Genomic DNA, 14768 nt, shown 5'->3' on the forward strand with positions numbered 1-14768 from the left:
TAACTGCCCATTACACCCATTTCTTTTCTTTTGGCAACAGTCTCCTTTTCACAAGGCTTTTCCATGAATAATAACGGTACAAGGCGCCGACCGCCTGCCGCTTAATCAAGGTCCCGATCAATCTCTTCTCAAAATTGCCTGACTGAAAATAACTGGCCCGTTTATGCCGCCATTCATTATGGATGATTTCGCCCATCTGCTTTTTTGCCAAATCCGGCGTCAGCGTACTGCTTGGATGAAATAAGTTCCAGAAACAAGTCATAACCCGGGATGTATAAAAGTTTTCAAACAGCACTTTGTTCTTTCCTGCATACGCATGGTTTTTTTGCAGAAATTCCTTAACTGCCCCTTGCATCAATTGCATATTGCTGTAGAGATCCGCGCGGAACTGGCTCGTGATGGACGCGGCATTGGAATCGATGTAGTAATAGAAGGCATCCGGAATAAGGCTGATGTTTCGGCATTTATCGATATAACGCAAATTAAACAGCAAATCCTCTCCCCAGTTGACTTCCAGGTCAAATGCCAGTCCTGAATCTTTTAAGAGATGGGCATCATACAGCTTGTTCCAATTAAAGTGGATGTAGTAGTACTGGTACAGTTCCCCGAAATGCAATAAAAATTGTTCTTTTGTGAAATTTCCGTTTTGGGGAATGCGGTGGATTTCAGATTTGATGATCTGGTCTCCGCGCATCAGGATTTTTTGATAGCCGCAGATGGCCAGTTCGCTGCCGCCCTCCATCGCCTGCACCAGCCGTTTTGTCATGTGCTGATCAATAAAATCATCTGAGTCCGCAAATTGGATATACGTGCCGCTTGCTTCTGCGATACCGCGGTTTCGCGCTGCGGACGGTCCGGCATTTGGCTGATGGATCACTTTTACGCGGGTGTCTTGTTTTGCGTACTGGTCACAAATCTTCCCGCTGCCGTCAGTTGATCCATCGTTTACAAGAATGAGTTCGATATGAGGATGGGTTTGGTGGAGGATGCTGGTGATGCTTTTCGCCAAAAACTTTTCAGCATTGTAAACAGGAACGATAAAGCTCACTTTTTTCATGTCCTTCATTGGAATCCTCCTGACTTTTTTCTGTAGGCTACTACTTAGGAATCCGAACATAATTTTATTTTAACAGAATTAACTGAAAAACAGTCATGGATTTTTTTCCTCTGCTGCCTTTCTACGGCTTTTGTTCTTGTCCCTATCATAGAGGTGGAAGTTGGCATCGTTTGGGTTACAGATTATACTTAAAAGCAACAATCATTCACTGGAAAGAGGTTGGCTTATGACAACGATCATTTTTGATTTTGACGGCACGTTAGCCGATTCCATGCCGCTGTTTATGCAGGCGTGGAATACGTACGCCGTGCAGTTCAATTACTTGCCGGTCAGCGAGAAAGATTTGGCGGCATCCCGCAACTTGACGATTCAGCAGCGCGCCAAAAAGTACGGATTTCCGATGCACAAAATCCCTGTCATCTTGCCGAAGGTTTACCAGTATTTCAAAGCCCATATGAACGAAGTGGCGCTGTTTGACGGCATCAAGGACATGCTCGACGCATTGGCCCATAACGGCTACCGCATCGTCATCATTTCGTCCAATGCCAAAGAAAACATTGAATTGTTTTTAAAGCAGGAAGGCATCGAGACGGTGTCACAAGTGCTGACGTCGAGCCGCATTTTCGGCAAGGATACGGTCATCCGGAAATACATGAAGCAGCAGAATGTTTCAGCCGAGCAATTGTTGTATGTCGGAGACGAAGTGCGGGACATTGTGGCCTGCAACAATGTGGCCGTGCCGTTTGCCTGGGTCAGCTGGGGGCTGGACGGATTTGAATTGATTGAGAAGGAACGTCCGAAATTTGTCGTGCATTCGCCGCAGGAACTGCTCGATGCATTGATTGCGGAATAAGCTTTGCAAGCGTTAAAAAGAGCAATCGCCAGCTTTCAGCGATTGCTCTTTTTGTGTATTAATCATTGATTTCTTTTGTCTGTTTAGGCAAGGAATAAAACGCGATCAAGCCGATCAATGAAGTGGCGAATAATATCGCCCCCATGGGGACGGCCGTGGTTTCGTCAATGCCGACCAACGGCGACACTGCGGCTCCGACCAACAACGGCAGCATGCCGATGACTGCACTGGCACTGCCCGCCCGGTGGCCTTGTTCGCGCATCGCGAGCGTAAACGAGCTGGTCAGGATCATGCCGATGGTGATCATATAGATGAAAATCGGGATGACGATCGTCGCAAGCGGCCCTTGCACGATAGTGGCCAATAGCAGCACAAAAGTTGCCACACCGGCCACGGTTACCGCAATTTGCAGCATGCGCTTTTCCGGAACGATGCCGCCGAACCGCCCGATCAAGTAGCTGCCCAAAATGATGGCAATGCCGTTGATGCCAAAGAGAATACTGAACACTTGCGGCGACACGCCGTAAATCCCCTGGTACACAAACGGCGTTCCCGCCACGTAAGCAAAACTGCCGCCGTGGACAAAACCGGCAATGAGCGTATAGCCCGTATAGGAACGGTCTTTTAACAGGCCAAGCATGGTCCGGATGGATTCACCGATGGAACTTGGGATTCGTTTGTCTTCTGGCAAGGTCTCCGGCAATTTCAATCCGATGGTTGCGACAATCAGGATGCCCAGAAACGCCAGAAAATAAAAGATGGTCTGCCAGTTGGCAAACGGCAGCGCCAGGATGGCGCCGCCGGCAAGCGGAGCTGCGAGCGGTGCGACCGAATTGATGACCATCAACAGCGAATAAAATTTCGTCAGCTCTTTGCCGCTGAAGACATCCCGCACCACCGCCCGCGACAACACGACGCCGGCAGAAGCGGTAAATCCTTGAAGAAAGCGGGCCACGACCAGCATCTCGATCGACGGAGCGAGTGCGCACAGAATCGACGACAGCACAAACAAAGAAATGGCAATGAGCAGCGGCTTTCTTCTGCCCTGTGCATCACTGATTGGCCCGACGACAATCTGGCCTACTGCGAGGCCAATCAGGCAAGTCGTCAAGCTCAGCTGCACGAGTGACGCCGAAGCGTTTAAATCACCGGCGATGCCAGGAAAGCTCGGCAAGTACATGTCAATATTCAGGGGCGCCAAAATGCCAAGCATGGCAAGGAGAAACGCCAGCCCGAGCCGTGCTTTTCCGGTAGGGTTGTGCAACATGGAGATCAAAACCTTTCAATACAAATTCTCTCTTTATTTTCCTCGTTTAGCGTAACATGCTTTTTAACGAAGAAACCGCCGGATTTTGATGTAAGCGCTTTAGAGATGAAAAAAATACGAATGCGCATTAAGAAAAAGAAAACAACAAAGCCGCCCAATCTTTATTGAGCGGCTCTGCGGCTTTCTTTTAAATTGATTTCTTTGCCTGTCTTTTAAGCAGATTCGGCAGACAAGGCTTCGAGTTGTTCCAACACGTCTTCGAATGCCGGCTCTTCAGCAGCGGCAAAGAGGTAATGCCTGCCTTCTTCCCGTTTCAAAAGCTGCGCAAAATGCGTGACAGCTGCTTGTTTTTGGCCAAGCAGCATTTCGCTGCGCGCCAGCTCGTAGTATGCCGGCAAATAATCGTCTTCGTCTTCGATCAATGACAGCAGGATTTCCTGAGCGAGCGCCGCTTCCTCCACTTCGATATACGCCATGCCGAGGTTCAGGCGGATCCACTCATGGTCTTTCAGCTGTTCCGGCAAGCGGTCTTTAAACGCCGGCACTTCACCAGGGCGCCGTTCAGCCAGCAAATGCAGCAGGCGGACATAGCCTTCTGCATGGAAAGGCTCCAACCGGATCACTTCTTCAAACTGTTCCCGCGCTTTTTTGGTTTCATCGATCACCGCCAAGGCTTCGCCCCGCAACATAAGGACGCGGGTATCGGATGGCTGTTGTTCGTGGAGCTTCCGGGCTGCAACTGCAGCCGACCGGGCAAGCTTATACGACTCTTTTTCATCCGCCAGCTGAAGCGTCGCTTGTATCAATAAAAGCGCCGCCTCGTAATTCCCGGTGCGTTCCACAAACGGCTTCAGCTCATCGACCGCTTCTTTGGCCATATCGCGCGACAGGTAGAGCGAGGCCAATTGCATGACCGGCAGTTCGTTGTCCGGCAAGCGTTTGATGGCTGCTTCATACAAGGAAATCACTTGGGTGATCGTGCGCAGCGAGCGTGTGTTATGCCGCAATTTGTTCAGCATCCCTTTCGGTTCTTCCTGTTCGGCTTCTTCGAACCACTGCGCCAAAAACTGCGCACTGTGCGCTTTCGCCATCGCCAGGTCCTCTCCGGCAAGCCGCCGCTTCAAACGTTTCTCGATTTCCGCGGTTTTGCCGATTCGGCTGAGCATCAAAACGTATTTTTCGTACAGTCCGACAATCTCCGGATGTTCGTCGATCATTTCTTCCAGCAGGACCGCTGCGCGTTTAAAATCGCCTTGGCGCTCGCAGAACTCGACGTGATCAAAATGCGAGGCATGCGCGCCGTTTGTCGCTTTCGCCTCAAGAAACAAAGCGTCCGCCTCTTTCAAACGGCCTTCTTTTTCCGCAACATGCGCTTTCGCTGAAAGCAGCCATTCTTCCGGCACTTTCTCGGAAATTTTCTCTAAAGTTCCAGCAATCAATTGAACCGCTTGTTCGGAATCCGCTAAGGCAAACAATTCTTCAAAATCCAGTTCCTGCGGATCGTGCTCCAATACATGAAGCGCTTCGATAAATGCCCGTTCCGGATTGCCGCTCGCCGCATAAGCACGCATCATCGCTGTGTGGGCGGCGCTAAAGCTTGGATCCAATTCAATGCAGCGGCGGTAGTTCAAGATGGCCTGTTCATTTTTCTCCCGCTTTTCTTCCAAGAGGCCGAGGCGGTAGCAAGCCGGAGCATAGTTGGCAAGGTCAAGCGCCTGTTTGTACAGCTTGCGTGCATAGCGGTGGTTTTCGGCTTCTTCGTGCAGTTCGCCTTCCAAACACAAAAGAATTTCATCGGGCTGAGTTTCACGCAAGGCTTGAATGTGTTCCAGCACCCGCGTCCGGTGCAACGGCGCTTCCTCCCCGAATTCAGCGTATTTAATGGCCAGATCATGAAAACCGTCCCGATCTCTATCGGAGAGTCCTTCTTCAAGCAGGCTGAGCGCCTTTGCTTTGCCGGAATCATCTGCCCATTCTTCCCACAACAGGGAAGCAACCCGAATGAAGAAGCCGGCATCGCCTTCTCTAACATAACCTTCAATCCAGTTGTGCGCTTCCAGATAACGTTCCTGTTTAATCAACACATGGGCGATATGCGACACCGCAAACAAATCTTTTGGATCCAGTTCCAGCGCTTTCCGGTACTCCGCTTCCGCTTTTGGATACTCCTTCTGCTCCGTAGCGATGTGCCCGAGATACATATGCAAATCGGTATTTGCAATGCCTTCGTCGAGCGCCTTTTTCGCTTCCGCCCAGTTTTCCGCTTCCATATGGATTTCCGCCATCCGCAAATACGGGAACGGTTCGCCGGACTCCAATTCAATCGACCGCTTGAACGCATCAAGCGCTTCGGCGTCCCGGCCCAACTGCTGCAGGCAGCAGCCCATCTGGTAAATGAAGAACTCGTCTTCCGGCTCGCTTTCGGCCAGTTTGCGGAAGCGTTCCAACGCTTTTTCATGCGCACCGGATTCGGATTGGATCAAGGCGTGGTTGATTTGGACGGACACACTGCTTGGCAGCTGGTCAAGCGCGATGCTGGACCATTTGAACGCCTGGTAGACCTTGCCCATTTCCGTATAACAGCGGGCAAGCCGGCTATAGGCGTCGGGCTGCACGGGATCCATTTCAATGGAGCGTTTCAAAAAGGGAACGGCTTTGTCAAAAGCGTCCTGCTTCATCAAAATGGCGCCTTTTAAATACTGCGCATAGGGGCTGGTTTTGATCTCCACGTGTTCCAGGCATTGCAAGGCATCCGGCAGTTGATCGCTGACAAAGTGCATATGGGCAGCCAATAAAGCCACTTCCGCATCTTCTTTGCCAAACTCTGAATACAGCCGCTCCAGCCACTGGGGATGCAGGGCTTTGGCACGGTCGGTAAACAGCGACGACAAGCCGATGACGGCCGCGTAGCGCTCTTCAAGATGGGCAGTCAAAAACGCCAGGAACGCATCGCTTTCTTCCACTTCGCCTTCTTCGTCTTCCAGAAATTCATACAGCTCCGTGAAAAAGCGGTGTTCATTTTCGTCAAGTGAGTTTAGGAGGTGTTTCTGTTCTTTTTCAACAAACACCATGCTCAGCGAATCGGACATCCGGTAGGTTTTCTGTGCGTCGGCATAAGCCAATAAATACGGTGCCAGATCGTTCGGATCCTGGATGATGAGCCCCTGCAGCCGGTCGTCATAGCCGACGACCACTTGGACATGGGCGCTGTTTTCAATCATCATGCTGAGGAGGATCGGCACGCCGGCATCGATAAACTGCTTGTAAAGTGCAACGTCCCCTTTGAAATACCGGGCACCGAGCCCAAGCGATTCCATGTATTTCATCGTAGTCCGGAGTTTGGTGCCGGTCACATCAAAGACATGGGAAGCGATTTCGTCCTGTCCAATGTTTTTGCCGTACACTTCCAGCATGAGCGACAACGAAGCCGGTACACAATAATTCATCTTCTGGACTTTCGGCGTTGTTTTCAGCAGGACCTGTTTTTCGTCCCGGCGAATCTCGGCTTTGCCGTAGATGCTGTCTTTTAACAGCTCGCGGTGCTTTTCAATCCAGGTTTCCAATTCCATCCACTGCTCAAGCCGGTACAAACACACCGCTTTCAAATAAGTAAAATGATCCCGGTGAACATGGAACGGGTTTTTTTCATTAAATCCGTCCATCATACGCAGCGCATCCGCATAGCGTTCCAGGTGGAAAAGGCGGCTTACTTGTTCCGTCTCATAAGCCCAGCTGTTCTCTTCCAAGGCATCGCCTTCTTCAAGCACAGCCAACGATTCGGCTTGCCGGCCGAGCATCGACAAGACATCCGCATAAAACAGGCGCGCGAAGCTGTCCCGGTCATTCGACTCCTCGTCCAGCGCCTTTTTCAGCTCGTGTTCGGCTTTGTCCCATTCCCCGCTGTGCATGTAGTAATAGCCGGTCAAATCAGGCCATACGGACCCCCGCACGTGTTCGATTTTGGCCAGTTGTTCTTTCGCTTCCGGCAGCCGGTTTAACTGGCAAAAAACGCGCACCAGCAATTGATGGGCGGAAGCGAGTTCCTCCGCTTTGTAAGTGGAAGCTGCGGCCCCTTGCAGGCGGCCAAGCATCTTTTCTTCCGCTTCCAGGCTTTTTCCGTTTTCAAGCAGCCGGCCGCAATGCCAGGCAAACGGACGCAGCGTTCCGAAACGCTTGTAAGCATGGGTCGCCAACAGATTGCTGTAATTGTATAAATCCGCTTCATCGGCAAGCCGCATCAGGCGGTAGTATTCTTCTTCCGTTTCAATGTCCCCGAGCCACTCGCGAAGCCGTTTGATGGAACGCGCGTCCCAGAGCCCGCGAATGGCTCGAATCATTTGTTCGGCAGTTTGGATTTCATGTGCTTTCATGTCAATGGCCATTCTTTTTCTCTCCCTTATCCCCCTGCTTTTTTTGCAGTTTCTTAATTATATGTTGGAAAATTATAGGGTGCAACAGCTTTTTCTGAATTGTTGAATAGGTGAATCATTCCCTGCATTCTTTCGTAGGTCCCAACGCGTAAAAACAAAAAGTTCCTGGCGGAAACCGCCGGGAACTAATCATGGTTGGTTTATAAAAGAATGTAAATTCTTCCGGATATGCCGGTGAAGAAGGCAGTTTTCAATGGGCTATCTGAATGTCGCCGTTCTCCCTGATTTGAACCGGCTGGTAGCTGTCCATAAATGCCAAGCCCACATGGCCATTCGCATTCAATTCCGTAATGCCTTTTATATAAGCTTCTTCGTCTGTAATCAAGCGGTAAAAATGGCAATTTCCTTCTTCTGTCTCGATCGACTCTTCAAAGACGAATTTCTCCCCGTAGGTTTTCTCAAAATAACCAATCGCTTCTTCCTGGTTTTGGAATTTTGGCAATCCGGCTTGATCTTCTTTGCTGATCCGCTTTATGTCCGGCATATTCCCACTCCTTATCGTTTTTGTTTAAATAAAGTTTCCCAGCTCGTCTCTTAAAGAATTTATCACATTTCACAAATAACTTCTCAAGAATATGTAGACAAGACAAAACGCCTAACCGGGAAAAAGGTTAGGCGTTTGTTATTTACTGATTTACTTGTCCTGGTTTGCTTCTTCCGTGTCCCGAACGTTCTTTTGTACAGTGACCACGGCGAACAAGCTCAAGACGAACGAGATGCCGTAAAAGCCTTTTTCGCTTAAAATGATGCTTCCTGCGTTAAACAGCCCGATGGCCATAAGTGCAATTGCCGCAATCAAGGCAAACCAGCTGATGCCGTAATACAGGTTCGTGACCCGAATTCCTTCGTCGCGGTCTCTGACGGCTTTTTGGAGCGAAACGGCGGAATAGAGCCCAAGGATCAATAAAGCAATATAATAGCCTTTTTCGTTCAGTTCCATCGCCGCATTGTACAATCCGATCAAATAAGTCGACACCCCAATTAGGAGTGCCCCCCAAGCCGCCCCTTTAAATGCCGCGGTCGGTTCGCCAAGCCTGCGTTTCTCTCTCGGTTTTTCCGGAAACAACTCTTCGTTTTTGTCACCCAACATATAACTAGCCCCTCTCGTCTGCAACGCATCATAATCTATATGCAGGACGCTTCAGAAAACTTTCACGCCCGTTGAATACTTAAGTAATTCCTATTTACCTGATTAAACCGTATGTACATTTATTGGACTCACACTTTTTTCCATTAATAGATATATTTTATCACACTCTGCTTCTCCTATTCACTATTGTTCCATAAAAATTTAAGACCCCTATTTCTTTTTTGCAGAACAGGAAATGGACATTCCCTTTAGTGCAACTGCCCTTGCGGCGAGCATTTCAGTACAGCGTTTCCCGGTAACTTTTCTCCAAGATTTTACCCACGGCTTCTTCGTCGATTTTCGGCAACTTTGCATGGGCTGCCAGGATTTTCGCGCCTTTTGGAAGTTCCTCTTTGTCTCCCCAGCTCTCAGGTTCCCACAGTCCCGAACGCCGGAACGCCTTAGCGCAATGAATAAAGCATTCCTCTACGTCCACACCGATTCCAAGAAGCGGCCTTTTGCCATGTGCCGCCATTTTCTCCAGCAATTCTTCGTCCTGGATGATGCTGGCTTTTCCATTCACGCGCAAAGTCTCGCCGAGTCCCGGAATCAGGAACAGCAAGCCGATATTTGGATTCGCTAAAATGTTCCGCATCGAATCCATTCGTTTGTTTCCAGGACGTTCGGGGATGATCAATTGTTTTTCATTCAGCACATACACAAATCCGGGATCGTCTCCGCGCGGGGAGACGTCGCACCTGCCGAAGGCGTCCGCTGTAGAAATCGTGAGAAAAGGAGATTTGGCGATAAAATCCCTGCAATGCTCATCCAAATAGGAAATGACTTTATTGTTCACCAATTCGCTCGGCTGGCCGGTGATTTCACGCAGTTCTTCTACGTTCTTTACGGTGTTTGGAAATGTTGGAGCGATTTTCATCGGTGTTCATCCTCTCGTTTTTCGTTGCACAGACCTTTCCAAATGTTCATGCAGCCGAATTTTGTCCGTTCTTCTTTTATGAACATTCGGGAAAGAGTCTAAAGCATACAAAAGAAATGCGAAAATTTTTTCAGGTCTGTTAGGATAGATTATTTCTTACTGGTTATCGAGTTGTTCTGCCAACCCGATTAAAAGCCCTTCGGGTCCACGAATGTAGCAAAGCCGATACGAGTCCTCATACTGAACAATTTCGCCAACGAGCTGTGCACCGTGCTTGATGAGCCGGGATACCATTTCGTCAATGTCTTCAACGGTGAACATGACGCGCAAATAACCGAGGGCATTTACAGGAGCGGTCCGGTGGTCTGAGATTGTCGGCGGGGTGAGAAATCGCGACAGTTCAAGCCGGCTGTGGCCATCAGGGGTAGCCATCATAGCAATCTCGACACGCTGAGAACCCAATCCGGTTACGCGGCCAGCCCATTCCCCTTCGATAATCGACCGTCCTTCAAAATTCAAACCAATTTCTTCGAAAAATGCGATTGCGTCATCCAGCGAGTCCACCACAATGCCGACATTATCCATTCGGAGCAATTTGTTTTTCTCCATCGTTTTACCTCCTTTATGCATCTATATTTACTGTCTGATTGTCTTCCGAATACATTCGAGTTAAAAGTTGAAAATTCCTTTTTAATCTATTCATGATCAACCTCATTTAAACTCTTCCGGACTCCAAGCAGCAATTTCATTTCCAGAAACAGCTACAATCAACCCGCCATCATCTTCAGGCGCAATAAAGCCAAAGCAGAGTTATTGATTCTCCAGTCATCTTCTATTCCGGATTGGGTAATGAAACTGATCTTTCGGTATAATTGCGAATTTGGAAATAAACATCAGCAGCAGAAATAGAAAAGAAACCAGGCTGACAGTGTTGCCAATTTGCTGCGTTTGCGGCAGAACTCCCAAGTAAAAAAAGCCATTCAAAATAAGAAGAGTAACAAATCCTCCAAATGAAAAACTATAAAGATGATTGCCTAGGAGCAACCTTTTATTAAAAGGATTATTGGGTGAAACTGTTTTGTATAGCAGCACCGACTGTTGGACTTGTTTCACAAATCCATAAATGAACACGGAGAGAAACAGGATGGGAATTACGTAATTAAGCCACTCCATCAAAACACCTCCACTTTATTTGTATAACACGTTAAATATGCACTTCAGTTTATTATAAAATTTTTACTTAGCCGAAAGAATCGCAACAGCAAAATGAAAAAAAGGAGATGCTAGTATCTATAAGAGTGATAGAAATTTTTCCTTATTAATTCTTCTCTTACTTTTCCACATTTTAACATATAAAAGGTTTATTTATCTATGTAGGAAAATTAATTTTTCAGACTCTTCATTCATTCGCCGTGGACCAACAACTAACGACATCTTTTTTATTTTATAAGTTTTTTTAGTACTCCATCTTCTTTATATCTTTAATGTACAAGAGTTCGCAAAAACATACTCCTATGAACAAAAAGAAAAATTAAAGGTGCTTACCGTGCTTCATTTTCTCAGGTAGAGGAAGCGATGGGTGATTTCTGTCCATTTTCACCATTTTGGTCCTTGTTCTATTTGCGGATGGAAACGAGAGGATGAGAGAAGCAAGAATGATCCATCTGGAGGAATTTAAACGGAGAATCGGAAAAATAGATAAGGGGTTCTACGCTTCGAAGCAATGAAGAAAAAACAATCGGTTTGAGAAAAACCGATCGTCTTTTTATGAATAACCTGTCTCGTATTGATTACGGTTTCTGTCCAATAAACTGGATGACATGGGACAATCCATTATGAAGATCGCCTTCATGGCGGGTGACCTCGCCCATAAAGAAATGGACGATTCGCCAATCGCTGAATTCCTGTAGAAAATCTTCCGGCCGGTAGAGAAAATCGACTTCTTTCGGACCGCCGCTCCCGTAGGGAATTTGGTAATGGGAATAGACTTCTGCTATAAAATACCCACCCGGCTTTAAGGCTTCCTTGACTCCTTTAATGGTTTTGTGCCGGATTTCCCCTGGGAAATGCCCAAAAACATTCACAATCCCGTCCCACCGGTTTTGCTGCCACTGAACTTCTGCCAAATCAACGAGCTCTGTATTTACGTGGACGTTTTGTTTCGCTGCCAGCTTGCCCACTTTGTCCAGTCCGAATTCGGCATAATCCCATGCCGAGACGCTCAGCCCTTGTTCGGCCAAGAAGACGGCGTTTCTTCCTTCCCCTTCCGCGATGGACAGTACTTCTCCGTAAAGGAGGGACTGCTTTTCCTTCAGGAACACATTCGGTTCGGTTCCGTAGACGTACTTCTCATTTTTGAAACGATCATTCCACATGGTCATTGGATGTCCTCCTTGCTTTCTCTTGGATTGTTAAGGGGTTTTCAGTAAAGCATATTGTTGTTCTTCCCCTATCTTCTGATAAAAGCGTCCAGTGGAGCAAGCTTTAGGTTCTATAGCTCATCCCACCTGAAAAAAACAGCCTAGTTCAAAACCTTTTTTTCGCTCAGCGGAATACATAAAAGGAAAGGAGACCGGCCAGGCAGCCGCCTTTCCTTTTAAATTCATATTTCTGTTTAGAAGATTTCGCTTCAGATCTTGATGGCTGTCCTTAAAATTAAAAGCGTCAAGATGCAGTGGAGGTACTGACCATGCTTTATACCAAACGGTGCAGCCAAAATGATGAATGTGATAGAGACTGACATTGCAACGACTAAAATATGTAATAACAGCATAACTAAGACCGACACCAGGTTTACAAGCTTTTTTGTTTCGATAACGTTAGAGAGGCAACATCAGATCCATTTAAATGCAAGTTTTAAATCCTTTTAACCTCGCCTTTTGAATGTATCATTTTTTTATAGAAATCAGGTTCTGTGTATTTTTTAATTAAACGCATGGAATTGGGAGACTGAATACAACATAATTAGTATTATGTAATATTCAAAATTATTAAAAACGCACTCTCCTTGATTTTGGTAAAATAGGAATAGTCAATTTTGTAGCTCTTTTAAGAAAAAACAAATACAAAATTTCACTTTCGCAATCGGATTGCAAATGGAGGATAAAGCATGAAAAAAGTAATTGATATGGTTGATTCAAAATCAATAACTACAGGCGTTTCATTGGTTGATTTAAAAAAAGCTGAAAAAGAGCTTGGCGCACTCTTTCCAGGTGAACTCATAGACCTTTATTTAGAAACAAATGGTGCTGAGTTTGGAGAATGGGTCTTATGTTCACTAATCATGATTCAAAACCAATCCAACAGACCTGAAAACTTACCTGCTGATATGATTTGTATTGGAGAGAATAAGAGTGGAGATAAACTTTGTTATCGCATTCGAAAAAGGTGGATGCAGGAGTATCTCTATCTTTGGAATACAAAAAAAAGAAGTTTAGACAAAAGAACATACCTTTTAAATGAGCTTATCGAACGGAGCGTTTCGAAAGATAGCGCTGGAAAGCCTCAATCTCTTGGTAATTTTACTATCGAAAGTGGAAAGGTGATTGTCACAGATCCTTGTTACTCAACCGAAGATACAGAGATACAGGTTCATCTATCGAATGTAAAAAAAGGACAATGGACAGCTTCCATTTCTTATACAGACGATGAAGTTGTTGACACGTTAACGGCCTACTTCACAGAAAAGAAACCGAGTGGCAAATGGCATGTTTGCGATCAGCTTATTAGTGTTGACTCTGCACAGGCTGGCATCTTCGATGCTGCTGTATTTGGGAGAGATGAAAGTATACCTGGTGAAGTAGAAAACGTTTACGGTATCGAGATGGATGAAGAGGGATTGAAATACTACGTTGCCTGTTCGGATGTAGTGGCATCAGATGATCAGGGAGGCGTACTTCCTGGCGGTGCAGTGGCCATGTCCGGATACGGAGATGGCCTGTATGAAGTAAGTATTAAATACAATATCTCCAAAGAGGTAGTCGGCGTAAAGATTGACTTTGGTGAAGAAGAGTAAGTATAGAGATTCACTTAAATCAAATGTAACTTAATTGCTAATAAGTTACATTCAAAACCAATAGAAAATCTCTTGAAAATTTATTATTTCGAGAAAAACGAAACTTTACTGGAAATCAATGGGTATAGTTATGAGAAAGCGGATTCTACTTAGATTTTTAAACAGAAACCGTAGATACAAAAGGAGGAAATACATGTTAACTAATGTTGGAGTACCGGGACTAATTATTACTGGCGTCGTTTTGATTGGATTAATCCTTTTAGTTAGAGCTTTATTCAAGAAAAAGAAACAATACTAAGCGATGAAGCCCTCCAGTACTGGAGGGCTTTTGAATACAACATAATTAGTATTAAGTTACATTCATTGCCTTCCTAATTCTTTATATACTGATGAGAAACATCATGGTTACTATTGCGGTGAATAAAGAACCGAAAAAATACAGATTTTTTGTTCTTTCTCCGAATTCGTCATATTTGGATGGCGGGTCTCGTAGTAACCACGTATAGGAGAGTAGAATTAGAAAGATTACGATACCACTTACGATGTCAGCGGCATTCAAATTAGTAAAAGATTCCTGAAAGTTTTCAGTCATATAAACTATGCAAAGAAAAAATATAGAATTTAAAAAGTAAAGATATAAAAAGTATTTCAAATTTGTCATATCGTAAATAACTCCCTTAGTTAAAACCCATTTTCAATTTTCTATACCCCCTTCTTCTTGGATAAAAATTGTAATTTCTCGATTAAAGCTTTTTGCTATCTCATTCTTAATACAAATTGAATGTAACTTAATTCACATTAAGTTACATTCGTTTTAGTGTGCCCGGCATGGGCGTAATCTATAGGGTGCAAGTCCCGAACGGTGAAGGCAGAAGTAACCGTTAGCCAAGCGCAAGGGTGTCCACGGCGACGTGGAATCTGAAGGAAGCGGGCGGCAAACCTCCGGTCTGAGGAACACGAACTTCATATAAGGCTATGTGCGATTGGGTGAGTCTGCTGAACAAGGCAAAGCCCTTTCTGCCGAAGGTCGCATGCAGTAAATGAAGCAGATAGGTGGAGGGAAAGATTGCGTTCTTACCCGGGGAGGTCTGGTTGAAACGCCAAGTACCCTTGGTAACCTGCCCAGTGATGGGCAGGTGA

The 14768-nt window shown here is 46.2% G+C and carries 11 protein-coding genes; 2 read left to right on the forward strand and 9 right to left on the reverse strand.

Going from position 1 to position 14768, the window contains the following annotated elements:
* Window positions 1–10 precede the first annotated feature (10 nt).
* A complete protein-coding gene (locus BLQ32_RS11510) occupies window positions 11–1066 on the reverse strand; it encodes a glycosyltransferase family 2 protein (protein WP_074510417.1) in 1056 nt (351 codons plus the stop codon).
* A 217-nt stretch (window positions 1067–1283) separates the two neighbouring features.
* On the opposite strand from BLQ32_RS11510, the gene BLQ32_RS11515 reads away from it, so the two are divergent.
* Window positions 1284–1910 (forward strand): HAD-IA family hydrolase, encoded by a 627-nt coding sequence (locus tag BLQ32_RS11515; protein ID WP_074510418.1) that lies wholly within the window; start codon window positions 1284–1286, stop codon window positions 1908–1910.
* 58 nt (window positions 1911–1968) lie between these two features.
* On the opposite strand, the gene BLQ32_RS11520 is transcribed toward BLQ32_RS11515, so the two are convergent.
* From BLQ32_RS11520 to BLQ32_RS11555, 7 genes are all read right to left on the reverse strand, one after another.
* Window positions 1969–3177 carry a Bcr/CflA family efflux MFS transporter gene (locus BLQ32_RS11520; protein ID WP_053166804.1) on the reverse strand — a complete coding sequence of 403 codons (1209 nt, stop codon included), beginning with the start codon at window positions 3175–3177 and terminating at the stop codon, window positions 1969–1971.
* A 212-nt stretch (window positions 3178–3389) separates the two neighbouring features.
* Window positions 3390–7559 carry a tetratricopeptide repeat protein gene (locus tag BLQ32_RS11525; RefSeq protein WP_244890350.1) on the reverse strand — a complete coding sequence of 1390 codons (4170 nt, stop codon included), beginning with the start codon at window positions 7557–7559 and terminating at the stop codon, window positions 3390–3392.
* A 238-nt stretch (window positions 7560–7797) separates the two neighbouring features.
* Window positions 7798–8091 carry a hypothetical protein gene (locus BLQ32_RS11530; protein ID WP_074510419.1) on the reverse strand — a complete coding sequence of 98 codons (294 nt, stop codon included), beginning with the start codon at window positions 8089–8091 and terminating at the stop codon, window positions 7798–7800.
* A 150-nt stretch (window positions 8092–8241) separates the two neighbouring features.
* Entirely contained in the window at window positions 8242–8697 is a 456-nt protein-coding gene (yiaA, locus tag BLQ32_RS11535; RefSeq protein ID WP_074510420.1) for an inner membrane protein YiaA, read from the reverse strand.
* A 277-nt stretch (window positions 8698–8974) separates the two neighbouring features.
* Complete coding sequence (locus BLQ32_RS11540) at window positions 8975–9613, reverse strand: pyridoxamine 5'-phosphate oxidase family protein (protein WP_074510421.1); 639 nt, start codon at window positions 9611–9613, stop codon at window positions 8975–8977.
* A 156-nt stretch (window positions 9614–9769) separates the two neighbouring features.
* Complete coding sequence (locus BLQ32_RS11545) at window positions 9770–10222, reverse strand: VOC family protein (RefSeq protein ID WP_074510422.1); 453 nt, start codon at window positions 10220–10222, stop codon at window positions 9770–9772.
* Window positions 10223–11403: 1181 nt separating this feature from the next.
* Window positions 11404–11994, reverse strand: coding sequence for a class I SAM-dependent methyltransferase (locus BLQ32_RS11555; protein WP_074510424.1), 591 nt, complete (start codon window positions 11992–11994; stop codon window positions 11404–11406).
* Window positions 11995–12722: 728 nt separating this feature from the next.
* Here BLQ32_RS11555 and BLQ32_RS11560 point away from each other — a divergent pair.
* Complete coding sequence (locus BLQ32_RS11560; RefSeq protein WP_074510425.1) at window positions 12723–13628, forward strand: SMI1/KNR4 family protein; 906 nt, start codon at window positions 12723–12725, stop codon at window positions 13626–13628.
* An 881-nt stretch (window positions 13629–14509) separates the two neighbouring features.
* Here the strand turns inward: BLQ32_RS11560 and BLQ32_RS19945 are convergent.
* Window positions 14510–14768 (reverse strand): hypothetical protein (locus BLQ32_RS19945; RefSeq protein WP_074510427.1); only part of this gene is annotated, 259 nt, incomplete at its 5' end.

The organism is Planococcus glaciei, from assembly GCF_900099655.1.
GTDB classification, from domain to species: domain Bacteria; phylum Bacillota; class Bacilli; order Bacillales_A; family Planococcaceae; genus Planococcus; species Planococcus glaciei.